Source organism: Brucella sp. IR068 (assembly GCF_049065885.1).
Lineage (GTDB): Bacteria > Pseudomonadota > Alphaproteobacteria > Rhizobiales > Rhizobiaceae > Brucella > Brucella intermedia.
In genome coordinates this window covers 190,056-214,847 of the sequence record NZ_JBAKHE010000004.1, presented here as the reverse complement: position 1 = coordinate 214,847, position 24,792 = coordinate 190,056, and the positions used below count along the sequence as shown (strand labels likewise).

Here is a 24,792-nt window from a genome sequence, read left to right as displayed (position 1 = left end):
CAGCATTGCGGAGGCGCACTGGTGGCCGGATTTCTGATTAAACGAATTTTGCAGGCGTTATTTGTGCTCGTCGCGATGACGCTGCTTGTCGCTTTCGCGGTCCGCCTGACGGGCGATCCGGCATTGATGCTGACGCAAGGTGCGGGCAGTATCACCGAAGCCGATCTTGCACGCATCCGCGAAGGTCTTGGTCTCAACCAGCCGTTCTTCGTTCAATACTGGCAGTTCCTGAAGGGCCTGTTCACGATGGATCTGGGGCGCAGTTTCCTCGGCGGTACACCCGTATCGACGCTGGTGGCTGGCGCCTTACCTGCTACGCTGAAGCTTGCTTTCGCTTCACTGTTCGTTTCCATCGTGATTTCCGTCCCGCTTGGGATCAAGGCGGCCGTGTCCCGCGGAAAATGGGCCGACCAGTTGATCCGCATTTGCTCGCTGGTGGGCCTTTCCTTTCCTAATTTCTGGCTGGCGACCATGCTGGTGCTGCTTTTCGGCATCTCACTGCAGTGGCTGCCGCCAAGCGGCATGAGCGGCGTTGCGAGCTTCATCATGCCGGCGCTCACAATGGGTATCATCCTGACGGCAACGAATGTCCGTCTCGTGCGCACGTCGATGCTGGAAACGTTGCAATCGCAATATATCATGGTGGCACGGGCCAAGGGATTGAGCGAGAACAAGGTTCTCTACAAGCACGCGCTACGCAATTGCGCGATCCCGCTGATCACTTATCTCGGCCTTCAGTTCGGCGGCCTTCTCGGCGGCATCGTGGTAGTCGAGCGGGTGTTCAACTGGCCAGGCATGGGCACACTCGCCTTTGACGCCGTGGCAGGGCGCGATTATCCCGTTCTGCAGGCCACTATCGCGATCCTTTCCATGCTGATCATCGGCGTCAATCTTCTCGTGGACATCGCCTACGGGCTTGTCGATCCGCGTATTCGCACGGAGTAGGACCGATGGCGACCAAGACTTCATCCGTTCTGTTTTCGCGTTTTGCGAGCCTTGAGTTCATCGTCGGTGTCGTGCTCACCGGCTGTATTTGTCTGGCTGTGGTTTTCTCGGGCTATCTCTTTCCCGGTGGCGCTAACAAGATCGATCTTCTGGCGCGCCTGACGCCGCCATTTGTCAATCCGGCACATATTTTCGGGACCGATCCGCTGGGCCGTGATGTGCTGGCGCGTGTCGTCACCGGCGGCAAGGTTTCGCTGTTTGTCGGTTTTGTTTCGGTGATCGGCTCCGTTGTCATCGGCACGGTCATGGGCCTTGTCGCCGGTTATTATCGCGGCTTCTGGGATATGGCGCTGATGCGCTTTGTCGATGTGCAGTTGGCTATGCCGTTTATCCTGCTCGCCATTACGGTCATGGCCATTCTGGGCGGCGGGTTATTCAACACCATCATTCTGCTGATCGTCTCGCAATGTGTGCAATATGCGCGACTTGTGCGGGGCTCGGTACTATCGCTACGCGAGCGGGAATTCATCCTGTCGGCCCGCGCTATCGGCGTGAAGGATTGGCGCATCATTTTCCAGCACTTGCTACCGAACTTGCTCGGTCCGGTGATCGTGCTCATGACTCTCAATGTCGCAAACAACATCCTGCTGGAATCGAGCTTGACCTTCCTTGGCCTCGGTGTTGATCCGACTATCCCGAGTTGGGGCGGCATGTTGGCCGACGGGCGTACTTATCTCCAAACCGCCTGGTGGGTGAGCATATTTCCGGGTCTCGCCATTCTGTTCACTGTGCTAGGCCTCAATCTCCTTGGAGACTGGCTGCGCGATAGCCTCGATCCAACAGGCAGGACTTCACGATGAGCGTGCTTTTTGAGAAAACCTATCCCCGCACCGTTCACGCGCTTGTCGAACGTTTTATGAAACCGGAAATGCGCGGCGCGAAGATGGAAGCCTGGTTGTTCGACGACCAGCCGAGCCGCTTTGCCGCCGAAATGAAGCTGCGTGAAGCAGGTGTCGAGGCACGATTCCGTTCTGCCTACAAACCACTCCTTCACTTCTTTCTTGAAGAGGTGGATAGCGTCACGCTGAGGTCGGCTGCGATCCGCTATCCTCGTCATGACGCCTGCGTGCAGAACCGCTTTCTCCTGGAGACTTATCCGTTGTCCGCGCTGCTGCCGGGGGTGGATGTCACTTTCGCCGCTTCTGGGAAAGACGACTTTCACTATGAAGTTGATCTGCTTTTTGCCGATGGTAACAGCGAGAACCACCGGGTTTTTGCTCCAAACCGCGTGCACGAGGATTTCATCGGCGAAACGCTGGTTTCGCCGACTGGCTGGCTGTCCATCACGCATCATGGCAGAACTGATAGCGAACGCTTTGAAACATCATACGAAAAGCTGTTCCACGATACGATCTCGGCTATCGCCGCGCATGACTGGAAGCATGGCGAACCCTATTTTGACGAACTGAATATTGCAGTCAGCCTACCGATCACCGACCGCCGCCTGCCTTACGATGAGGAAAGGCTCAGCCTCACCGAAGCCATGCACGAGGATATCTATTTCTCGCTGCTCGAAGTTTTCCAGAAAAAGTCCGGCCGTCCGGTCGGGGATCGTGGTTTGCAACCGGGCCAGATCGTACCGGAAGTCCGCTTTCACGATGCGGCTCCTTCAGTCAGGGTCGAAACACGTCCGCTTGCCACAGCTGATGCAGTGACCGCTGAACAGGTGCTGGGAGAGGCTCAGGCGCCACTTTCCGCAGATCAGATCAAGCGTGAGATTATCGCGCTAGGTGGCCTGCCCTTTGAGGCAAAAAGCCGTGCAGGTCGGAGCGTTCGCGCGACCTATATCCAGGGCAGCGACGCGGCGATGATGATCAGCGCAGGTCAACATGCCAACGAGACCACGGGTGTCGTCGGCGCACTGCGTGCGGCCAACCGGCTGATCTCGCGTGAAAGCGCCCATTTCACGATTTCACCGCAGGAAAACCCCGACGGATACGAAATCCACAAACGGCTTTGCGCCTTGCAACCGCATCATATGCATCATGCTGCCCGCTATACGGCGCTCGGTGACGATCTGGAGTATCGCAAAGGCGAGGGGCTTTACGAAAAGGCTATCCGCGTTGAGGCGGAAAAGCTCACAGGCGCAAAACTGCATGTCAATCTGCACGGCTATCCGTCGCATGAATGGACGCGCCCGCTATCGGGTTATGTGCCGCGTTCTTTTGCCATGTGGACCCTGCCAAAGGGCTTTTTCCTCATCATCCGTCATCACGCTTCATGGGAGCGGCAAGCGGAGGAACTGATAGACCGGGTAACGAAGCATCTGGCGGCTATCGACGGGCTGGTTGCGTATAACAACGCCCAGATCAGGCTTTTCGAGCAACATGCCGGTGAAACGGGTTTCCGCATTATCAACGGTTTCCCATGCCTTGTCGGTGTGGATGATCGACACACCGTGCCGCTGACGCTGATTACCGAATATCCTGATGAAACGATTTATGGGGATGCGTTCGTCAAAGGACATACCGCGCAAATGGAAACGGTTCTGGCATCATACGATGCCTTGCAGGCACTGTTTCCGTCCAGCGCGGTTGCTTAGAGCGCGTTTCGATCCGATTGGATCAGATCGGCGCTTTAAAGATAATAAACGCCGATACGCTTCCCGCCGATGATTTCGACGGCAATCTCCATCTCGTAAATGTCTTCGAGGATTTCCGGATGAATGAGTTCGTCCGGGTTTCCCTGATGGACGACCTTGCCGTGGCGCATGGCAACGATATGGTCGGAGTAGCATGAGGCGAAATTGATGTCGTGCAGAACCAGAACGACCGTTTTTCCAAGTTCATCCGCCGCCCGGCGCAGCAGCTTCATCATTGAAGCCGAATGCTTCATGTCGAGATTGTTGAGCGGTTCATCCAACAGCACGTAGTCCGTGTCCTGGCAGAGAACCATCGCCACGAAGGCGCGTTGGCGCTGCCCGCCGGAAAGCTCATCCAGAAAACGTCCGCTTAAATCGTCAAGGCCGAGATAGCCGATGGCCTGTTCGACATGTTTGCGATCCTCATTATTCGGGCGACCCTTGGAATAGGGATAACGGCCGAAAGTTACGAGATCACGCACGGTCAGGCGGGAATTGATTGCGTTCTCCTGCCGCAGTATCGACAGCCGTTTTGCCAGCACGTCACCCAATGTGGTCGAAACGTCGAGTCCGTCTACGGTAACCCGCCCTTTGTCCATAGGCAGGAGACGGCTCATCATGGAGAGTAGGGTAGATTTTCCCGCACCGTTCGGACCGATGATCGAGGTTATGCCGCGTGCTGGCAGTTTCAGGGACACATCATCCACAACCGGGGTGCCATTGTAGGATTTGCTGACTTGGCTGATTTCTATCAACGCGCGTGCCCCCTGACGAGAAGGATGATGAAGACTAGGCCGCCCAGAAACTCGATAATGACGCTGAGTGCGGAATTGAATGAGAAGACACGTTCAAGAATGGTCTGTCCGCCCACGAGGCAGAAGACTGCAAGCAGGGCCGCTACCGGCAGTATAATTCGGTGCTTTGCCGAACCTGCAATCATGTAGGCCAGGTTGGCCACCAGCAGGCCGAAGAAGGTAATGGGCCCGACCAGTGCGGTGGAAACGGAAACCAGCACCGTGACCATGAACAGGATCTTGCGCACGATCCGCTGGTGATCGACGCCAAGATTGATCGCGGCGTCGCGCCCGAGAGACAGCACGTCAAAGACGTGAATAAAGCGCAGGCCGTAGAGCGAAACTGCAACAACGATAACGGCCGACATTATCAGAATGTCGCTGTTGATGGTGTTGAAGCTTGCGAAAAACCGGTCTTGCAGGACGGCGAAAAGATTTGGATCGAGCATCCGCTGCATCAGGTTGGAAATGCTGCGGAAAAACACACCGCAGACAATGCCGACGAGCATAACGAGATGCAGGCTGCGTGTGGCGCCCGAGAAAAGCCAGTAATAGAGCGTCCCGGCGAAAACCACCATGATGGCGGTTTCTGCGAGAAATCGAATGTTCGGTCCGAGCCAGTCCATATGGACAGCGCCGAAGAAGAAGACCACCACGGTCTGGATCAGGATATAGAGCGCATCGAAGCCCATGATCGAGGGCGTCAGGATGCGGTTGTTCGTGACCGTCTGGAACAAGACCGTCGAAACTGCAATCGAATAAGCAACCAGTAACATGGCTGCAAGTTTGGTACCGCGGAAGGACAGGATAAAGGACCAGCTTCCTTTTGCGCCGACAGTCATGAATGCGGCGACTGTAAGCAACGTGAGCAGGCAAAGCAGCGTGAGGTTCAGGGTGGGGCGCTTAAGCAAGGCGTGAACCTCGCCGCAACAGAAGGTAGAGGAACAGGACGCTCCCTACGACACCCATCATCGTTCCGATCGGGATTTCGTAGGGGAAGCGGACCAACCGTCCGACGATGTCGCAGGCAAGAACGAGCCCTGCGCCGAGCACCGCAACCCATGGCACCGCGCGCCGCATATTGTCACCCATGAACATGCTGACGACATTGGGAACGATAAGCCCCAGGAAAGGTATCATGCCAACCGTCACGACGACCGATGCACTGACCATCGAGACGATGATTAGGCCAAGTGTGACCACGCGGCGGTAGTTGAGCCCAAGGTTGGTGGTGAAATCCTCGCCTAGTCCCGCGACCGTAAAGCGGTCGGCGGCGATATAGGCGATGACAGTCAGGCTGAACGCGAACCAGAGCAATTCGTAGCGCCCGCGAAGAACGCCGGAGAAGTCGCCGGTCGTCCAGGAATTGAGCGATTGCAGGAGGTCAAAGCGATAAGCAATGAAGGTGGTGATCGCGTTGACAACACCACCAAGCATGATGCCGACCAAGGGCACGACAAGAACGGAACGCAATGGAATTGTACGAAGAATACGAAGGAACAGGGCTGTTCCAGCAAGCGCTGTGACGGATGCAACCAGCATTTTGCCAATAACCGGCGTCTCCGGTGCGAACAGTATAACCAGAAGAATGCCGAGACCCGCGGATTCCACTGTGCCAGCCGTTGACGGTTCAACGAAGCGGTTTCGGGTCAGCATTTGCATGATCATTCCCGAAACGGCCATGGACATGCCCGCCAGAATGATAGCAAGAGTGCGCGGAATGCGGCTGATGAGCAGAACTTCAGTGGCACGGTCTGTGCTTCCTGCCCCAAAAAGCGTACTCAGCGATACCTCGCTGACGCCGATGAACAGGCTTATGACAGCCAGTACGGCAACAACGATAACGGCTGCTGCAAGTCCCTTCACACGCATTTCCTGTTCTATTGCCTGATTACGAATTCGGGCCACCGATGGCGGCCCGATCGAATTGGGTTTGGAAAGCTGTCACTTTGCCTTGTCGAAAGCCTGCGAAAGCTGATCAACCGTGCCGTGAAGCGCACCGAGGCCGCCTCCGACGAGATACCAGTTCTGAGCGTTCAGATAGACGACCTGATCCTTCTTCCAGGCATTGGTCTGGCGCACGAGGTCGTTGTCGAGAACCTGCTTGGCCGAATTGCCTTCCCGACCAATCGCCGCATCGCGGTCAATGACGAACAACCAGTCCGGATTGGTTTCCAGGATGAATTCCGAACTGGCAGGCTGGCCATGGTTGCCAGTGGAAAGGTCTGGCGCTGCCGGCTTGACGCCGAAGCTCTCGTGAAGGACTCCGAAGCGCGAACCAGGACCATAGGCGCTGATCTTTCCGCCGGATGTGAGGATAAGAAGCCCTGTACCCTTATTGGCAGCCTTTTCCTTCAGGGCAGCAAGCGCAGCATCAAGCTTTTCGACTTCAGCCTTTGCTTTTGCTTCCTTTCCGAAAATCTGGCCAAGCTTTTCCACATTGGCTTCAGTGTCGACGATAAAGTTTTTCGCGTTGGTGGTGAGATCAATCGTAGGTGCGATTTTCGAAAGTTCACCGTATTTGGCGGCTGAACGGCCTGCCACGATGATGAGATCAGGCTCTGCCGCGTTGACGGCCTCATAATCAGGCTCGAACAATGTGCCGATCTTTACGTATTCATCGCCCTGATATTTCTTCATATATTCAGGAAACGATATGCCGCTGGGAACGCCGGTTACTTTGACGCCGAGACGGTCAAGATTGTCGAGGGTGCCAAGATCGAAAACCAGTACTTTTGTCGGTGAGGCTGGAACCGCTGTTTCACCTTGGGCATGCTTGACGGTCAAATCCGCGGCATTTGCAGATGCAGCGACGCCAAGTGCCACGACAGCGGCACCACACAAGCGGGAAACCTGTTGAGCGATATTCAGCATGGTGTTCGATCCTTTCATCAATCCTGTGCTTTATAGTCAAGTATCTTCGCCGTCAAAGACGGAGAGGTAAAATTCAGTTGTTTTTGACGATGGGAGCTTTTCCGAGCAGGATGAAATCGAGGCTGTCTTCTACCGTTAACGGTATCATTGATCCGTGGCTCTCATTTTCAAAACGACGGAATGCTGCATCCATTTGCGGCAGTTCAGAAAGCTCCTTGAAGATATCCGCACCAGAGGGCCCGCCGCGCAGTTTCTTCAACCGGTCATCATCCTGCTTCGTCTGGCCAGGCCGGTTACCACGTTTGCCCGAGGTTTCTATAAGCAAGCGGATGGGGCGAGGGCTATCCTTGGAACTCGTGACGAACTGATCCTTATCTTTCAAAATTGAGCGGTCATTCCACCAGATCGATGGGTCTGCTGCACTATAACTCTGGAAGGAAGCCGGGTGGTTGAACAGGGCATATAGTGTAAACAACCCGCCCAGAGAGTGCCCGAACAAAGCCTGCCGGTCTTTGTCGATGTTGAAACGCTTTTCGATCTCAGGCTTCACCTGATTTTCGATGAAGTTGAAGAAGGCCTCTCGTCCTCCTGTCTTCGGTACATTGAAGTGAACCGGGATCAGATCATCGCGCGTGGGAGGGGTGAGGTCGAAATATCTCAGCCGGACAATTTCTTCCGGATTGTCGGTGGGGTAGCCGATGCCGACAACGACAGCTTTCAATGCTGGGTTTTCCGCCATACGTTTTGCAGCAATCGGCAACGTGCGATTGCCGTCAATCATGTATATAACCGGGTAACCGCCTTCGGGTGCCGCACCTTTGGGGGCAGCAGTGAATATACGATAGGCAATGCCATTGGCCTCCATGTCAAACGACGAAGTGACAGGCTCGGCAGCTTGCACGGTTGAAGCGGTAAGTATCCCCGTCATTGTCAGGCACACCCATTTTACGATCATCGTCACTACGCTCATAGGAGCATCCCATCAGTGGAAGGCGCCAGCCGTTGGGGCAGGCGTCTTGGCTTGCAATCCTAGAAGCGGGAAGTCATTCCGACCCAGAGACGACGCCCATCGACGACTGAATTGAAGTCATCCACGTCCACCTTCTTGTCGAAGATGTTGTAAACGGCGGCATTCAAGGTGACATTCTCGCTGAAGTCATAAGACCCGCCAATATCGAAGGTCGCATAGGGCTTGTATTTACGGGCGACCACCTTGCCGTTTCTGTAAACCGGTTCGCCGGCTGTTCCGATACGCGCGCCCGCATTGGTTTCTTCGCCGTGGTAGTTACCGGCTGCCCATGCGCTCAGGCCTTCAACCGGCGTTATCCAGTCCGCACGCAGGCTCGCCATGTGCTTCGGCGTGCGTGCCAGAGGCAAGCCCTTGTAATCACCCGTCTGCTGTTCGGAGTCGGTGTAGGTATAGTTACCGCGTAAGGTGATCGTGTCGGTTGCTTCCCAGTTGAAGGTGAGTTCCACACCCTGCATCACGGCTTCATCGATATTGAAGCTGTACCAGAGGCGATAATTGGGATCTTCGCTCCAGCGAACAGGATCACCGTTCGCATCCGTGATCAATGCATTGCTGATCTTGTCCTTGAAATCCGTGTAGAAATACGTTGCGCCCAGACGAAGGCCGGACTGATTGTCCCAGAGAACACTCGCTTCATAGCTCGTGCTCTTTTCTGGCTGCAGGTCCGGATCGCCGATGATCACGCCACAGGTGCCGTTAGGACCGTATGAGCATCCCGCCCCGCCCGTCGTATAAGCGTATCCCGGGGCGATAGTGCGCAGTTCTGGTGCGCGGAAACCTGTGGAGATGCCGCCCTTGAACGTCAACTGTTCAGTTGCGTGCCAGACGGCATAGCCGCGCGGGCTGAAATGCGATCCATAAATCTCATGGTCATCCATGCGCAGGCCACCCGTCAGGGCGAAGTCCGGGGTGATCCACCATTCGTCTTCGGCAAAGAGCGCCCACTGGCGGACACTGAATTCCTCGTCCAGACCGGTGCGGCGTCCCGGGTTTTGATCGGTGAGCACCGATTGCATGAACTGCCCACCTGTTACCAGGGTGTGATTTCCGTAGAATTCAAACGGCGTCGTGAACTTGCCATCGAGCACAGAGTTGCGGATGTGCGGAGAACGTAGATTCTCGACATAGCTCTTCGTCTTCTTGTCCCAGTTGAAATTGGTGCGCTCCGCCCATTCCTGCTGGAACGAGAACTCCGATGTTGTCGGACCCCAGCGGCCGGTGTGGCTGATAGACCAATGATCGCGATCATTGTAGTTGTAGGAGTCCGAACCCGACGCTGCCGTATTGCCAACGGTGGAGTCGCGGCGAAGGCGCGTCTTTCCCAATTCGAGCATGATATCGTGATCTTCATTCGGCGTGATCGTGACACGTCCCGTGATGTCGATATCCTTCTGCTCAGGCGTGCCGCTGACGATATTGTCTTCCTGCCGCTTGAGACCACGCCCCCAGAGCTGAACGCCTACAAGATTGGGAACCAGCGGCCCGGTCATATAGTAGGAGCCTTGCAATGAGTTTCCGAATTTGGAGTGCTGCTGTACCGTGCCGTCGACCGAGAAAGAGCCGCTCCACGTGTCCGACACCTTTTTGGTGATCACGTTGATAACACCGCCCATGGCGTCCGATCCGTAAAGCGAGGACATCGGGCCGCGAATGACTTCGATCCGTTCAATGGCGTTCGCCGGTGGCAGGAAGCTCTGTTCGAAACCGGAATTGCCGTTGGTGCGGGCGTCGCGGGTGCTCTGCCGTTTGCCGTCTACCAGAAGCAGCGTGTAAGAGCCGGGAAGACCGCGAATGAAGATGTCCTTTTCAGCCGCGGGACCGGTTACAGCTACGCCTTGCACATCTTTTAGAGCGTCCGTCAGATCGCGATAGACGCCTTTTTCCAGCTCTTCTCCGGGAATCACGGTGATACTTGCGGGCGCGTCGGTGATGTTCTGTTCGAACCCGGTCGCCGTGACAACGATTTGTTTGAGTTTGACGGCTCCGTCAGCACCCGTCTCGACGGCTGCTTCCGCTGCCTTTTTCTTGGCGCTCGCCTCGGAAGATGCTTCTTCTTTGGCCTTGGTCGCGGTTTGCGCGTTCGCAACCGCTTCGCTCAAAAGCAGCGCTGTGGAAAGACACGTGCCCGCAAGGATCGCCCGGTACACGAGCGGTTTGCCAGCCATACGCCTGTTTTGTGTACCATCGGCCCACAATCCCCGAAACAAGCTCGTCATTTTCGTCACCGTTTAAAGTTGAGTTTTCAAGTCTCCTTATGTATGGCGATAAGGTGACGTCAATCGTCATGTTTTATAAGCATTCTAAGTTCCAAAAACTGCAAATGAACGGGCACAAAAGTGATGTCGGGCAAGGAAGCGAAAACGCAGCAGCAAACGGCGAAAGGTGAGAACGAAAGCCTTCGCTTGGGACAATTACGCCTGCTGATCGCTCTTGATGCACTTCTTGTGGAGGGCAGTGTTGGCGGCGCTGCAAAGCAGATGGGGTTGAGCATTGCGGCGATGAGTCGGCTGCTTGGCCAGATCCGCGAGAAGTTTAACGACCCCATTCTGGTTCGCTCGGGACGTAACATGGTGGCTACGCCGAAAGCCGAAGCGTTGCGTGCGCGTTTGCGACGCCTTGCGAATGAAGCTGAAGCACTCCTCAATTTGGATCTCGCCGAAGTGCCGAAATCCAGTTGCACCGGCCATCATGGCTGGAACCGAAGCGCCATCGTCGCACCGCCGCCGCTCGGTATCCGTAAGGTGGTCGAGCTTGAAAACCACCCCACGCCGGAACAGCTTGCGGCGCAGTTCGCGGACATCCAGGGCGAAAATGATCCAATCAGGAGGCTTGCAAAATATATCGCTGTGGTAGGGCGAAAAGCCGGGCACACCCGCCCGCTGGAAATGTCCGAAGCCGAGGATGCTTTCACGACGATTTTCACAGGGAATGCCGATCCGATGCAGATCAGTGCATTACTACGGCTTATTCACTACCGTGGAGAAACTGCACCGGAACTGGCTGGCATGGCGCGGGCGGCAAGAAGAATTTACTCAGCCGACGCCGAACTGAATATGCCTGCACTGGATTGGCCAGCCTATCTGTCGCCCAATTCCATGCAATCACCGTGGTTCATGCTTTCGGCATTGCTGGTCGCCCGGGCTGGCTTTCCGGTTGTCCTGCACGGAAACTGCGGTACCGGCGAGATATCGGGCAAGCTTGAGATCGCTGCCGAAGCTATCAATCTTCCGATCGCGACATCACACTCTCTGGCGAAAGATGCATTGAGAGCACATGGCATATGCTTCATGCCTATGGCCGGTTTCGCTCCTCAGATCCATGCGCTGATGGCGCTCTATCCCCTGTTCGAGTCGCGTTCATCGATGAACAGCCTCGTTCATCTGCTTAATCCGATGAACCTCAAGGCATCTTTCCTTGGGGTTACCCAACCCGCATATCGCAAATTGCATCGCGATGCAGGTGCGCTTCTTGGCTTGCCGTCGATCTCGGTTGTTTCGACCAGCCGCGATGTTGCGGAACTGGTTCCACACAGGGCCCATACCGTCCACAGACTTCTGGACGGTCGTGAAATAGATCTGCTGCTTCCCACACTATCCAGAGAGAGCGGAGACAAGCATTCGAACTTCAGCTCATTTGAATACTGGTATGGCGTCTGGTCCGGTGCGGCCGTGGACAAGCGCGCAGAAAATACAATCGTTGCCACCGCTGCCATGGGGATGATGACGGCAGCATCCGCCGACAATGAAAGCTATACGCTGTTCTTCGACAAGGCTGGAGAACTCTGGCGCAATCGGCATAGCCAAACGGCAGGATGATTCAAAATCAGCTGCAATTGCGGAACTTGAATCTGTTTCACGTTCCCCAAAATTTGAAAAAGCTTTCCCTGCGGCTGTCCGGGATGGCAAGTCCATGCTTTGTCTACTGATTTTATAGGCTTTATCTTCTCCCCGTAAGTTCGATTGCGAAAGGGGAGCGCCGATGGTTAGCCCGATATTCGGTGAGGCGGGAACGTCGATTTTCGAGGCGATGTCGCGGCTTTCCGTTGAGCGCGGAGCTATTAATCTGGGACAGGGTTTCCCGGAAGGCTTTGAGCCAACTGAACTCCTTGACGCTGCTGCCCTCGCTCTTCGTGAAACTTCACAACAGTACCCACCCATGATGGGCCTGCCCGTCCTCCGTCAGGCGGTTGCAGAAAACACGAGACGTTTTCTTGGCCTCGACATTGACTGGGAAAAGGAAGTCCTCGTCACTTCCGGCGCTACGGAAGCGCTAGCCGATACGTTTCTCGGGCATCTGAACACGGGCGACGAGGTAATTCTGTTCGAGCCAGCTTACGATGCTTATGCAACGCTTATTCGTCGTGCAGGAGGAACGGTGGTCCCGGTACGGTTGAAGCCGCCTCTGTGGGAACTACCGCGTGAGGAGTTGGCGAAAGTCATCTCTCCACGGACGAGGCTGATTGTCGTCAACACGCCGATGAACCCGGTAGGCAAAATATTCGATCTCGATGAATTGGAGTTTCTCGCCGATCTCGCCATCAAGCATGATCTCCTGATTGTATCGGACGAGGTCTACGAGCATCTCGTCTTCGATGAAAGGCCGTTTCATTCCTTATGGGGCGTTGAAAAAATACGTGACCGTGTGGTGCGTATCGGCTCTGCTGGAAAAAGCTTTTCCCTGACGGGTTGGAAGGTTGGTTATGTGACCGCTTCCGAGGCGACTCTTGCGCCAATTGCCCGTGCGCATCAGTATGTAACTTTTACCACGCCCCCGGCTTTGCAAACGGCAGTGGCGGTAGGGTTAAGCTTGCCGGACAGTTATTTCACCGGCCTTCGTGCGGCGCTGGCATCGCGGAGAGACCTTCTGGTCGAAGGGCTGAAATCTGCGGGGTTCGAGGTCGCCGATGTACCAGCCACCTATTTTGCTGTGGCGGACATACGAGCACTTGATAGCGGAGACGATGATCTCGATTTCTGCCGACGTTTGACGCTTGAAGCAGGCGTAACACCTGTGCCCATCTCGTCCTTCTACGGTGCGCGCGATGTGCGCAGCCATGTGCGTTTCTGTTTCGCGAAGCGCGAAGAAACGCTGCAGGAAGCCAGTTCAAGGCTGGCACAGTGGAACAATGAACGCAAACGGCGCGCTGCGTAAGCGTGCCTCAAAAACAACCACAGGGAAAATGACATGCATCCAGTTTCATTGTTGCGCGGAGCTGTTTCCGCAGCACTCTTTTCCGTACTCGTCGCTTCACCTGCATTTGCGGACAAAATCCGTTTCGGCGTGACTTCTGGTCCACATGCGGAAATCGCCGAAGCACTGGCACCCGTCGCCAAGGCAAAGGGATTGGAAATAGAGATTGTGGAGTTCTCGGACGGCGCACTGATCGACCCGGCAACGAATGATGGTGATCTCGACGCCAATGGCTTCCAGCATACGCCTTATTTCGACCAGCAGAACAAGGATCGAGGTCTCAGCCTTGTTGCCGTCGGCGGTCGTACTGTGCTGTTGCCGATGGCCGGATATTCGCACAAATATAAATCACTTGGCGAACTGCCGGAGGGGGCACAGATTTCGATTCCCAATGATCCCAGCAATGCGGGTCGTGCCCTGAAACTTCTCGAGGCGGGGGGCGTTCTCAAGCTCACACCGGGGGTGACTTTCAACGCAACCGAACTCGATATCGTTGATAATCCGAAGAAGGTCAAAATTATTCCAATGGAAACGGCCCAGCTTCCCCGGTCGCTGGAAGACGTGGATTTTTCCGTTATCACTTCGCATTTCGCGCTGAGTGCCGGGCTGGTGCCGAGCCGTGATGCGATTTTGATTGAAGATCAGCTATCCGATTATTTCTGCCTGCTTGCTGTCGCGGAAAAGAACAAGGATGCGCCCTGGGTCCAGACGCTAATCGAATCCTATAAGTCCCCCGACGTCAAAGCGTTCATCGAGAAGAAATTCGGCGGCAACATCATAGCGGGTTGGTGAGATGAATGTGCTCGTACGCAGCGAAAATATGTCGAATACGGCACTGGGTGATGTGACATCACCACTGTCGATCATCGACATACGTTCGCTGACAAAGACCTATGACGAGAAGGCTGGTCCGGTCATCGACAATGTTTCGCTTCAGATTGAAAAGGGAACCATTCACGGTATCATTGGCCGCTCAGGTGCAGGGAAGAGTACGCTGGTCCGTTGCCTGAACGGACTGGTGCATCCAAGCGATGGGAAAGTCTTTGTTTCGGGCCGTGAGATCACAACCCTCCGGCAAGAAGAACTACGGCAGGTCAGGCGTGAAGTATCAATGATATTTCAGCATTTTAGCCTCCTTTCCTCGCGAACTGCTTATGGTAATGTAGCTCTACCGTTGGAACTCGCCGGTATTGATCGGAAAACTATAAAATCGCGTGTTAACGATCTGCTTGAGTTGGTGGGCCTCAAGGAAAAGGCTGGTGCTTATCCATCGGAACTGTCAGGCGGTCAGAAGCAGCGTGTCGGCATAGCGCGGGCATTGGCTCTGGAGCCCAGCGTCCTGCTATCCGATGAGGCTACCTCAGCGCTTGATCCCGAAACCACGGAACAAATTCTTTCTTTATTGAAAGACATCAATCGACGCCTCGGCCTGACGATTGTGCTTATTACGCATGAAATGGAGGTAGTACGCGACATCGCTGACTATGTGACGGTTCTCGATGGCGGCAGGGTCGTTGAAAGTGGCCCGACTTTCGATGTTTTCGCTTTTCCGCAATCCCCAACCGCCCGGTCATTTCTGGCAAGCATTGTTGCTCATGATCTTCCGGCGGAAGTGTCTCGGCGGCTACTGCCGGAACCTGTAGCGGGATCGGATCCCGTTCTGCGTATCGTGTTCGCCGGTGATGCCGCCCACGCGCCTGTCGTTGCAACGCTTGTGCAGCGTTTCGGGATAAATCCGAACATACTGCATGGACGTATAGATTATATTTGCGGCAAACCTCTGGGCATCATGACGCTTGTCGCTGAGCACGGTCCGGCTGATCTTGCCGCTGTCCGAAGCTATCTTTCTTCACTCAATCTTCATGGAGAGGTTATCGGCCATGTTGTCCGATCTGCTTCCCCCGGCGCTCGCCGGGCTCTTGCTTGAATCGCTGAGGCAGACGGCCATTATGGTGGCCGCATCAGCTGTCCTGTCCACTTTGATCGGCCTACCGCTGGGCGTCGCGCTGGTTGTTACCGGCCCCGGCCAGTTTCTTGAACGACCGGCTTTTAACCGCATAGCAGGCACGATCGTCAATCTGGTTCGATCCACGCCGTTCATCATCCTGATGGTGGCGATCATTCCCCTGACGCGCCTGATTGCTGGAACCACGGTTGGCACCTATGCAGCCATCGTTCCTCTGACAGTGGCAATCGTACCCTTATACGCGCGACTAGCGGAAACGGCGATGCGTGAAGTAGACCAAAGCCTGATCGAGGCTGCGGAAAGCATGGGCGCGACGCCTATCCAGATCATCTTCAAGGTGCTGCTGCCAGAGGCGCTGCCGGGGATTATTGCCGGGCAAACGGTTACCCTTGTCAGCCTTGTCGGATACTCGGCGATGGCAGGAACGGTCGGCGGCGGTGGCTTGGGCGATCTCGGAATTCGTTTCGGATATCAACGCTTCATGCCGGAAGTCATGATCGCCGTTGTCATCATTCTGGTTGCAATCGTGCAATCCATTCAGATTACCGGCGATTATGCCGCTCGCCTTGTCAATCACCGCGTGGCCCGCAGCCGTCGCTCGCGCTAAGAATTTTCAGGAGGTTTCCATGACCATACATACCACGCCGATCAACCTGCCTTTGCTTGATCTGTCCCGTTTCAACGGAAGTGCGGAGGAGCGCGGCAGCTTTATTGAAGAATTGCGCCGGACGCTTCACGACCACGGTTTTTTCTATCTTACGGGCCACGACGTCGATCCAAAACTCGTGGAAGACGTAGTAAGTACGGCGAAGAAGTTCTTCGCACTGCCCGCGGAAGAAAAGCTGAAGATCGAAATGGTGAAGTCGCCCCATTTTCGAGGCTACAATCGAGCTGGCTTTGAACGGACACGCGGCCAGCAGGACTGGCGTGAACAGCTGGATATCAACACTGAATCGGAGCCCGCCGTAATTGGTTCGGACAGCCCGGCGTGGAAGCGACTGATCGGCCCGAACCAATGGCCGGATGCGTTGCCGGAACTCAAGCCGTTGCTGCTTGCCTATCAGGCCGAGGTGACGCGTGTCGGCATCGACATTCTGAAAGCCATCGCTGCTGCATTGGGACAGCCGGAAGACTTTTTCGCCCAGATTTACGAACCGCATCCGTCTCAGCTCTTGAAGATCATTCGTTATCCGGGCCGCGATGTGGCGGAAAGCGAACAAGGGGTGGGTGCCCATAAGGATGGTGGCTTCGTTACCGTCCTCCTGCAGGATGTTGTTCCCGGTTTGAGGGTTCAACGCGAAGACGGCGAATGGATCGATGCGCCTCCAGTCCCAGGCACCTTTGTCATCAATACCGGGGAACTGCTTGAGCTTGCCACGAACGGATTCGTGCGGGCGGATGTACACGGCGTCGTCGCGCCGCCAGCAGGTGTTGAACGCTTCTCAGTCGCGTTCTTCCTTGGCGCTCGTTACGATGCGACTATTCCGGTTATCGATTTGCCGGAGGAGTTGAAGACCAAGGAACGCGGCGTGACTGTGGACGCGCTTAATCCGATCTTCCGCGAGGTAGGTGCAAATAATCTCAAAAGTCGCCTCCGGTCGCATCCGGATGTCGCACGTGCCCATCACGCGGATTTGCTGACTCCCGAACAGTTGGCAGAACGCACGCCGGGATCGGCATACTGATCGTTTGATTGTCGTTTTGACGGGGCGTATCGTTATTTGTGAACCGGGACGCCCCATTGCCCATCCCTTAACGGCCAATTGCGCTGGTGTCGTCAGTCGCCAAGGAATGGGTCGGGGGTATGTCGACAATTCGCTTCTTGAGACCGTGCTCTGTTGAGCGATGCTGCCTATCATTTGCGTGTCTGCAGATATTTTAAAGCTGTGATTGTTGACAGGCCAGAGGCGGCGATAACCATTTGGCGGCAGTCTTTGCCGATTTGATCGACCGGTTTCACCTCAACTTTGCAAAAATTTCGGCAAATTGACCGTAGACTTGTCATTTTGAACAATTTGCCCCCTACAAATTTAACAAATCCACGGCTTGATCGGTCAAAGCATCAATGGAAATCTCCCTACACTTATATAAGCGTGACGTAGGGAGGGGATCGCTGAAATGCCTGTAATGCCCGAATTGTGTGCCGATACCATAGTTTATAACGGCACGATCTGGTGTGGATACGAAGAGGGCACAGTTGAAGCCCTGGCCATCTGGCAAGGCAAGGTGCTTGCTACGGGTACGAAGGACCAGATATGGTCCTTGAGGGGCGACAAAACCCGTTTGATCGACCTCGAAGGGCGCTTCGCGACACCCGGATTAAATGATGCCCATCTGCATCTTATCTCGGTCGGGCTTACACTCAAATGGATTGATGCGACACCGCAGGCCGCGCCAACATTACAGAGCCTGCTTGATGCCATTCGCGAGAAGGCTGCTTCTGCGCCTCCCGGGACCTGGATCAAAGCACGCGGTTATGACCAGACGAAGCTCGACGTCGGTCGTCATCCCCATAAGTCGGAGCTCGATGCGGTCGCTCCAAACCATCCCGTCATGCTCGTACGTGCTTGTGGCCACGTGTCGATCTTCAACTCGAAAGCCTTTGAGCTGGCCGGTGTGGATGAAAACTTCCCGGTACCGGAAGGCGGTTTGATCGAACAGAAAAATGGCGTTCTGACCGGAATGGTGGCTGAAAATGCTCAAGGCGCCGTTCGCAGGGCTATCCCCAAGGCGACGACGGAAGAAATGATCGAAGCCATTGAGGCTGCGGGCAACCTTCTTCTTTCCTACGGCATTACCAGCGTTATGGATGCAGCTGTCGGTCAGGTTGCGGGCTTCGATGAAATCCGTGCCTACAACATCGCGAAGCTGCAAAAGCGTTTGCCGGTACGCACCTGGCTCGTACTGCTTGGCGACCTTGGGCCTTCCATCGTTGAGGAATGCTATAAAGCAGGGCTTGTTTCCGGTGTCGGTGACGACATGCTGACGGTCGGTGCCGTCAAGATTTTCCTCGATGGCTCAGCAGGCGGGCGGACCGCGTGGATGAGCAAGCCTTATCTTGGCGACGACAACAATATCGGTGTCCAGATATTACCGGACGCGGAATTGGAAGCGCTGGTGCTGGACGCGCATAAGAAGGGTTACCAACTGGCATGCCACGCTATCGGCGATGCAGCAATCGGCCAGCTGATCATGGCCTATGAAAAGGCGCTAGTCGCTTATCCCGATCCCGACCGCCGCCATCGTATCGAGCATTGCGGTTTCTCCACGCCGGCGCAACACGAGCGGATGAAGAAGGCCGGCATTTATCCGTGCCCGCAACAGGTCTTCATCTATGATTTTGGAGATGCCTATATTTCTGTTCTCGGCGAGGAACGCGCCCTTTCAAGCTACCCGCTGAAGACGTGGAAAAATCTCGGTTTCAAACCCGCGACCGGCAGCGATGCGCCGGTTTGTCACCCCAATCCCTATCCGAATATCTATTCGATGCTGACCCGTGAAACGGGCAAGGGGACGGTGATGGATGCCCGCGAGTGCGTGACCATTGAAGAGGCTCTGCAGGTTTACACCGAGTTCGGAGCTTTTTCACAGAAGTTGGAGAATGTGAAGGGCAAGCTCGTGCCTGGACAGGTTGCCGATATTGCAGTTTTCACGCGCAACATGCTCACTGCAAAGCCGGAAGAAATTCTCAACGACACGCATTGTGTTCTTACCCTACGCGACGGTGAGATCGTGTTCGAACGGTCGTGAAGCGATACTCCGGTTCCTGCCGGATCATAAAAAGAATTGAAGCGGAAACGCTTCGGCGCAATGTCGGACAGCGAAGTTTCGGCGGAACTGTCCGAATGAACGGTTCATCTGAATCGCAAGAATGACACTTATGAAGGGGAACAATATGAGAAAATTTGCATTGCTGGCGGCGCTGTCCGCAGCTCTGTTGACGGGAACGGCAGCCTATGCTGCGGATGAACCGCGTTCAGGGGGCGTTATCAATTTCGTCGCGCCTTACGGCGACAGCTTCTCGACGCTGGACATTCAGGCATCGCCTGCCACGCAGGACGAGTTCTACGCCAAAGCTATTCACCGCACGCTCTATGATTGGGATGCCGATTTGAACAAGCCGGTGCTCGGTCTTGCAACGGACGTGGCCGTGTCCGACGACCGGCTCGTCTATACCTACAAGCTTCGTCAGGATGCATTTTTCCACAATGGCAAGCCTTTGACGGCAGACGACATTATCTGGAGCTACACACGGATAATGGACCCGAAAAAGGCATTCCCACCAGCACGCTACATTGCCGAGATCAAAGGAGCGGAGGAATATACGCAGGGTAAGGCCAAGGAAATCTCCGGTCTGAAGAAGATCGATGACCATACGCTCGAGATCACGTTGAAGCAGCCGATCGATCCGGGTTTCCAGTTTATGCGTAACAACACAGCGATCTATCCTGCAGGCGAGGGGGACAGTGAGGAATTTCAGCGCCACCCCGTCGGTCTCGGACCATACAAGTTTGCCGAATATGTTCCCGGCTCACGCCTCACGGTCGAGAAGTGGGACAAATACTACGAGAAGGGCAAGCCTTACGCCGACAAGATCAATATCATGATCATGGGTGATGCGGCGGCGCGCGATGTCGCGTTCCGCAACAAGGAAATCGATGTAGCTGTGCTTGGCCCCGCGCAGTACACTGCCTATCTTGCCGACCCCGAACTGGCGAAGAACATGGTCGAGGTGGCGGAAGTTTATACGCGCGCCGTCGGCTTCAACCCGGATTTCAAGCCGTTCCAGGACAAGCGCGTCCGTCAGGCAATCAACTACGCGATCGATAGCGATCTCATCATCAAGCGTCTGGTCAAGGACAAGGCCTATCGTGCTGTAGGTTGGCTTCCAAACTCATCACCAGCCTTCGACAAGGATGCGAAGCCATATCCGTATGATCCCGAAAAAGCGAAAGCCTTGCTCGCAGAAGCCGGATATCCAGATGGTTTCGAGTTCGAACTGACTGCAACGCAGAATGAGAGCTGGGGTTTGACCATTGTTCAGGCGATCATTCCGATGCTCGCCAAGGTCGGCATCAAGGTGAAGGCCAAGCCGGTAGAGGCCTCTGTGCTTGCTGATGTGGTTCCGGCTGGCAATTTCCAGGCCTATATGTGGTCGCTCGAAAGCGGGCCCGATGCACTCACCGCGATGCAGTGCTTCTATTCCGCGACGCCGCAATCCGCATGCAATTATCAAAAATTCTCCAATGCGGAATTCGACAAGATTGTCGACGAAGCCAAGGTGGCAAAAACCGAAGAAGAGAAGAACGAACTTCTGAAGAAGGCGAACAATCTGTTGCAGGAAGAAGCGCCGGTCTGGTTCTTCAACTACAACAAGGCAGTGATGGCACACCAGCCATGGCTGCATGGCCTGCAGCCGAACTCGGCGGAACTCGCGGTTCAGTCCTATGAAAAGCTCTGGGTGGACGACACGGTTCCGGCCGGTCGCTAGTTCCAGCTGTTCTGGATCGGCCCGCTCTTTCTCGGGCGGGCCACTGATCCCCTTTGCTCCAGCGTAATCGGCGCTGATCCGAAAGGAGGACCGTGTGCTCTATTTTATTTTCCGGCGCGTCCTACAGATGATACCGACGGTCGTGGCGGTATCGTTGTTGATTTTCGTTATCTTCAGCGTGGTTCCAGGTAGCATCGCTTCCGGCCTTATCGCCAATGGCAAGGGCATGAACGATCCGAAAATGGTCGAGAAGATCACCCAGGAATTCGGGCTCGACAAGCCTGTTCATGTGCGTTTCGGTAACTATCTCGTTCAGTTGGCGCAGTTCGATCTAGGGACTTCTTATCGTTCAAGGCAGCCGGTTATCTCGCTTATTCAGGAGCGAATGTGGCCCACGCTGAAGCTCGCTTTTGCCGCGATGGGACTTGCTATCCTGATCGGGGTGCCGCTCGGATTTCTCGCAGCGTTGAAACCCGGAAGCATTCTTGACAGCGTGACCATGATAGGAGCGGTTTCGGGTCTTTCCTTGCCGCAATTCTGGTTGGGTCTGCTCGCCATGTATCTCTTTGCATTGACGCTCGGATGGCTGCCGAGCTTCGGTTATGGCGACGGCGGCATCAGAAATATTATCCTCCCGGCGCTCACTCTGGGTGTCGCGCCCCTTGCACTGTTGGCAAGAACGACGCGAGCAGCCGTGCTTGAAGTGATGGGTGCCGATTTCATTCGAACAGCGCGTTCCAAAGGCATGAGCAGCTTTCGGCTTGTGAAATGGCATGTCATGCGAAATGCGCTGGTGCTGATCATCACGACTATCGGCCTGCAGTTCGGATCGATGATGGGGCAGGCCGTGGTGGTGGAGAAACTTTTCTCGTGGCCGGGTCTTGGTTCCTTGCTGATTGATAGCGTTTCGCTGCGCGACATCCCCGTCGTGCAGGGGGCAATTCTCGTAATCGTGTTGTGGTTTCTGGTTATCAATACGATCGTTGACATCCTCTACGCGGTTATCGACCCGCGTATAAGCCACGAGTAAGCCCATGAAGCTCCGTTTCAATCTCGTATTCGGCGGTTTCATATGCATCGTCATCGCGGCGGCGGCGATTTTTGCACCGCTGCTGGCCCACTATAACCCGGTCCTTGATGCCGATTTGATGAACGCCGAACTTCCGCCTGACACACAATTCTGGTTTGGTACCGATGCACAGGGGCGCGATGTCTTTTCGCGAATCCTCTATGGCGCGCAGGTGTCACTGACCGTCGGCGTCGTCTCGCAGTGCATCAACACTGTCATTGGTTTGTGTTTTGGCATTTCCGCGGGCTATTTCGGCGGATGGTGGGACGATCTCGTCAACGGTCTGACAAATCTGATGCTGGCGATACCGTCGCTCATCTTTGCTCTGGCAATCATGGCTGTCCTCGGTCCCGGTTTGCCGAGCCTTCTGCTTGCTCTGGGTTTGACGAACTGGTCCTGGACCTGCCGGATCGCGCGCAGCTCAACCCTTTCTCTCAAGAAACAGGGATATGTTCAGGCCGCCAAGATGCTCGGTTATAGCGATGTCCGCATCATGATCACGCAGATTGTGCCGAACATGATCGGCCCTATCCTTGTTATCGGCACTCTTGGAATGGGCGATGCTATCCTTGCGGAAGCAGCTCTTTCCTACCTTGGTCTCGGTATCAGCCCCCCCGATCCAAGCTGGGGGAACATGCTCACCGATGCGCGAGAGCTGATTGTGAACGCGCCTTGGGCTGCGGTGTTTCCGGGCCTGGCTATCTTCCTCACGGTACTCGGACTCAATCTGTTCGGCGATGGTCTTCGTGACTGGCTCGACCCGCATATGAGGACGCGCAAAGTATGAGCGAACAACCACTTCTAGAAGTCGAAAATCTTCGCATCGATATCGTTTCCGGTTCAAGCAAACATAACGTGGTCGAGGATGTATCGTTCACAATCGCCGCTGGCGAGACCTTTGGTCTGGTGGGCGAGTCCGGCTGCGGAAAGAGCATCACCGCGCTGTCCATGATCGGGCTGTTGCGTAAGCCGCTGTCAATTACCGGAGGCGCGATCCGCTTCAAAGGACAGGACCTGCGAGCCATGTCGTCGCGCGAAGTGCGAAAGCTGCGTGGCAATCGTATCGCGATGATTTTTCAGGAACCGATGACCGCCCTTAATCCCCTGTCACCAGTGGGAAGACAGATTGCGGAAATGTTCGTGCTGCATCAGGGGGCAACCTGGCATGAGGCAGAACGCAAGGCGATTGAAGCACTTGCCAGCGTTCAGGTGCCCGCACCAGAGCAGCGTGTGAAGAACTATCCGCATCAGATGTCTGGCGGCATGCGCCAGCGTGTGATGATCGCGATCGCCCTTGCATGCAATCCCGATCTGCTGATCGCCGATGAACCCACGACCGCGCTTGACGTGACCGTTCAGGCAGAAATTCTGCGTCTTATGCAGGAACTTTGCACGGCGCGAGGGACTTCCGTTCTGATGATCAGCCATGATCTTGGGGTCATTGCGAAAATGTGTCGTCGCGTGGGTGTCATGTATGCCGGGCATCTGGTCGAGGAGCGTGTAACGGCGGATCTGTTTCATCATCCGGCACATCCTTACGCGCATGGTCTTCTGGCGTCCCTGCCGCAGCTTGGATCGCGCCAGACGGAAGGCCAGCTACGGCTTCAGGAAATCGAGGGTGTCGTGCCATCGATTTCCGCTTTTCCAAAAGGCTGCCGGTTCGAGCCGCGTTGCACGCGTGCGACCGATGTTTGCCGTGCGCAAAAGCCGGGCTGGACGCCGCTTGAGGATGCCGGTGTGGTGAGGTGCTTCCATCATGAATGATCTACATTCAACCAAACTGGCAGAACCTTTGGTTCGCATCGATGATGTCTGCGTTTACTTCCCGGTGAGCGGTGGAATTTTCAGTCGTTCCAAGCAATTGCTGCGCGCCGTCAACAATCTCAGCCTGACGCTTAACAAAGGCGAGTGCCTTTCGATTGTAGGGGAGTCTGGTTGCGGTAAGTCCACACTGGCCCTCTCCATAGTCGGCTTGCAGAGACCGACCAGTGGGCAGATCTATTTTGAAGGACGTCCGATCACAGGCAAGAATGAACCTTCCCGTCTGGAACGGTCGAAGATGGCGCAGATGGTCTTTCAAGATCCGTTTGCTTCACTCAATCCTCGCCAGACGGTGTACACGTCGCTCGCTGCACCTTTGCGACTTCACGGCGTGAAATCGCGTAGCGAAATCGACGGTCGCATTGAAGAGATCCTACGTCTCGTTGGTTTGAAACCCGAGCAGGCGAGGCGTTTTCCGCACGAATTTTCCGGTGGTCAACGCCAGCGTATAGGGATCGCACGAGCGCTGTTACTTAATCCGAAAGTCATCGTGCTCGATGAGCCCGTTTCGGCCCTTGATGTCTCGATCCGGGCGCAGATCATCAATCTGCTCCTGGAGCTGAAGGAGCGGCTTGGCCTTTCCTACATCATGATCAGCCACGACCTGAGCGTCGTGGAGCATATGAGCGACCGGGTGGCGGTCATGTATTTCGGGCAGATTGTCGAAAGTGGTCCGTGGGATCGGATTTTCTCGAATCCAACCCACCCTTATACCCGGCGGCTGATTTCGGCCATTCCTGACCCGATGACCGAATTGACGGGCGGTCGACTGATTGACGATCGAAACCCGCCGCAACCGCCTGCCGGTTATGCGTTTTACCCAGACAGCTTCGGCACGCATGACGTTCATAAGATACCACCTCCTACGCAATTGATTAATATTGGTGGAGAGCAGCGTATCCGCGTTATGAAGAAACCCTGATTTGCAATAAAAAGCGCCGCTAAGCGGCGCTTTTTATTGCTATATTGGA

21 protein-coding genes are annotated in these 24,792 nt (G+C 55.3%); 15 read left to right on the top strand and 6 right to left on the bottom strand.

Annotated features, from left to right (window positions below; genetic code table 11):
- Nucleotides 1-21: 21 nt before the first annotated feature.
- The 3 genes from ACOWVS_RS08845 to ACOWVS_RS08835 are packed head-to-tail and all read left to right on the top strand — an operon-like array spanning nucleotide 22 to nucleotide 3,547.
- Nucleotides 22-945, top strand: a complete 924-nt coding sequence (locus tag ACOWVS_RS08845; protein WP_075041917.1) for an ABC transporter permease — start codon at nucleotides 22-24, stop codon at nucleotides 943-945.
- A gap of 5 nt (nucleotides 946-950) precedes the next feature.
- Entirely contained in the window at nucleotides 951-1,805 is an 855-nt protein-coding gene (locus ACOWVS_RS08840) for an ABC transporter permease (protein ID WP_006469054.1), read from the top strand.
- Nucleotides 1,802-3,547, top strand: coding sequence for a M14 family metallopeptidase (locus ACOWVS_RS08835; RefSeq protein WP_006469053.1), 1,746 nt, complete (start codon nucleotides 1,802-1,804; stop codon nucleotides 3,545-3,547). Before ACOWVS_RS08840 ends, ACOWVS_RS08835 begins: the two co-directional genes overlap by 4 nt.
- A 35-nt stretch (nucleotides 3,548-3,582) precedes the next feature.
- On the opposite strand, the gene ACOWVS_RS08830 is transcribed toward ACOWVS_RS08835, so the two are convergent.
- The 6 genes from ACOWVS_RS08830 to ACOWVS_RS08805 all read right to left on the bottom strand — a co-directional run bounded on the left by ACOWVS_RS08830 (nucleotide 3,583) and on the right by ACOWVS_RS08805 (nucleotide 10,449).
- Nucleotides 3,583-4,341, bottom strand: coding sequence for an ABC transporter ATP-binding protein (locus ACOWVS_RS08830; RefSeq protein WP_006472650.1), 759 nt, complete (start codon nucleotides 4,339-4,341; stop codon nucleotides 3,583-3,585).
- Complete coding sequence (locus ACOWVS_RS08825) at nucleotides 4,338-5,291, bottom strand: iron chelate uptake ABC transporter family permease subunit (RefSeq protein ID WP_006472649.1); 954 nt, start codon at nucleotides 5,289-5,291, stop codon at nucleotides 4,338-4,340. Before ACOWVS_RS08825 ends, ACOWVS_RS08830 begins: the two co-directional genes overlap by 4 nt.
- Nucleotides 5,284-6,246, bottom strand: coding sequence for an ABC transporter permease (locus ACOWVS_RS08820; RefSeq protein WP_006472648.1), 963 nt, complete (start codon nucleotides 6,244-6,246; stop codon nucleotides 5,284-5,286). Before ACOWVS_RS08820 ends, ACOWVS_RS08825 begins: the two co-directional genes overlap by 8 nt.
- Nucleotides 6,247-6,324: 78 nt before the next feature.
- Nucleotides 6,325-7,272, bottom strand: coding sequence for a siderophore ABC transporter substrate-binding protein (locus tag ACOWVS_RS08815; RefSeq protein WP_006472647.1), 948 nt, complete (start codon nucleotides 7,270-7,272; stop codon nucleotides 6,325-6,327).
- A 55-nt stretch (nucleotides 7,273-7,327) separates the two neighbouring features.
- Nucleotides 7,328-8,224 carry an alpha/beta hydrolase gene (locus ACOWVS_RS08810; RefSeq protein ID WP_006469049.1) on the bottom strand — a complete coding sequence of 299 codons (897 nt, stop codon included), beginning with the start codon at nucleotides 8,222-8,224 and terminating at the stop codon, nucleotides 7,328-7,330.
- Nucleotides 8,225-8,283: 59 nt separating this feature from the next.
- Nucleotides 8,284-10,449 (bottom strand): TonB-dependent receptor domain-containing protein, encoded by a 2,166-nt coding sequence (locus ACOWVS_RS08805; RefSeq protein WP_006472645.1) that lies wholly within the window; start codon nucleotides 10,447-10,449, stop codon nucleotides 8,284-8,286.
- Nucleotides 10,450-10,623: 174 nt separating this feature from the next.
- Here ACOWVS_RS08805 and ACOWVS_RS08800 point away from each other — a divergent pair, with 174 nt between their 5' ends.
- The 12 genes from ACOWVS_RS08800 (at nucleotide 10,624) to ACOWVS_RS08745 (ending at nucleotide 24,743) form a co-directional block, all read left to right on the top strand.
- Nucleotides 10,624-12,099: a glycosyl transferase family protein gene (locus ACOWVS_RS08800; RefSeq protein WP_075041862.1), complete on the top strand. Its 1,476-nt coding sequence runs from the start codon at nucleotides 10,624-10,626 to the stop codon at nucleotides 12,097-12,099.
- Nucleotides 12,100-12,262: 163 nt separating this feature from the next.
- On the top strand, nucleotides 12,263-13,435 hold the full coding sequence (locus ACOWVS_RS08795; RefSeq protein WP_006469046.1) for an aminotransferase: 1,173 nt from the start codon (nucleotides 12,263-12,265) through the stop codon (nucleotides 13,433-13,435).
- A gap of 33 nt (nucleotides 13,436-13,468) precedes the next feature.
- Nucleotides 13,469-14,266 (top strand): MetQ/NlpA family ABC transporter substrate-binding protein, encoded by a 798-nt coding sequence (locus ACOWVS_RS08790; protein ID WP_006469045.1) that lies wholly within the window; start codon nucleotides 13,469-13,471, stop codon nucleotides 14,264-14,266.
- Nucleotide 14,267: 1 nt separating this feature from the next.
- Complete coding sequence (locus ACOWVS_RS08785) at nucleotides 14,268-15,401, top strand: methionine ABC transporter ATP-binding protein (protein ID WP_006469044.1); 1,134 nt, start codon at nucleotides 14,268-14,270, stop codon at nucleotides 15,399-15,401.
- A complete protein-coding gene (locus ACOWVS_RS08780) occupies nucleotides 15,355-16,047 on the top strand; it encodes a methionine ABC transporter permease (protein ID WP_021587269.1) in 693 nt (230 codons plus the stop codon). Before ACOWVS_RS08785 ends, ACOWVS_RS08780 begins: the two co-directional genes overlap by 47 nt.
- A gap of 19 nt (nucleotides 16,048-16,066) precedes the next feature.
- Complete coding sequence (locus tag ACOWVS_RS08775) at nucleotides 16,067-17,125, top strand: isopenicillin N synthase family dioxygenase (RefSeq protein WP_006473154.1); 1,059 nt, start codon at nucleotides 16,067-16,069, stop codon at nucleotides 17,123-17,125.
- Nucleotides 17,126-17,567: 442 nt separating this feature from the next.
- Nucleotides 17,568-19,190: an amidohydrolase gene (locus ACOWVS_RS08770; RefSeq protein ID WP_420973015.1), complete on the top strand. Its 1,623-nt coding sequence runs from the start codon at nucleotides 17,568-17,570 to the stop codon at nucleotides 19,188-19,190.
- Between the two features lie 145 nt (nucleotides 19,191-19,335).
- Nucleotides 19,336-20,931 carry an ABC transporter substrate-binding protein gene (locus ACOWVS_RS08765; protein WP_021587268.1) on the top strand — a complete coding sequence of 532 codons (1,596 nt, stop codon included), beginning with the start codon at nucleotides 19,336-19,338 and terminating at the stop codon, nucleotides 20,929-20,931.
- A gap of 94 nt (nucleotides 20,932-21,025) precedes the next feature.
- Nucleotides 21,026-21,961, top strand: a complete 936-nt coding sequence (locus tag ACOWVS_RS08760; protein WP_006469040.1) for an ABC transporter permease — start codon at nucleotides 21,026-21,028, stop codon at nucleotides 21,959-21,961.
- Between the two features lie 4 nt (nucleotides 21,962-21,965).
- Nucleotides 21,966-22,787 carry an ABC transporter permease gene (locus tag ACOWVS_RS08755; protein WP_006469039.1) on the top strand — a complete coding sequence of 274 codons (822 nt, stop codon included), beginning with the start codon at nucleotides 21,966-21,968 and terminating at the stop codon, nucleotides 22,785-22,787.
- Nucleotides 22,784-23,764 carry an ABC transporter ATP-binding protein gene (locus tag ACOWVS_RS08750; protein ID WP_021587267.1) on the top strand — a complete coding sequence of 327 codons (981 nt, stop codon included), beginning with the start codon at nucleotides 22,784-22,786 and terminating at the stop codon, nucleotides 23,762-23,764. The genes ACOWVS_RS08755 and ACOWVS_RS08750 overlap by 4 nt, the downstream gene beginning before the upstream one ends.
- Nucleotides 23,757-24,743 (top strand): ABC transporter ATP-binding protein, encoded by a 987-nt coding sequence (locus tag ACOWVS_RS08745; protein ID WP_006469037.1) that lies wholly within the window; start codon nucleotides 23,757-23,759, stop codon nucleotides 24,741-24,743. The genes ACOWVS_RS08750 and ACOWVS_RS08745 overlap by 8 nt, the downstream gene beginning before the upstream one ends.
- Nucleotides 24,744-24,792 lie beyond the last annotated feature (49 nt).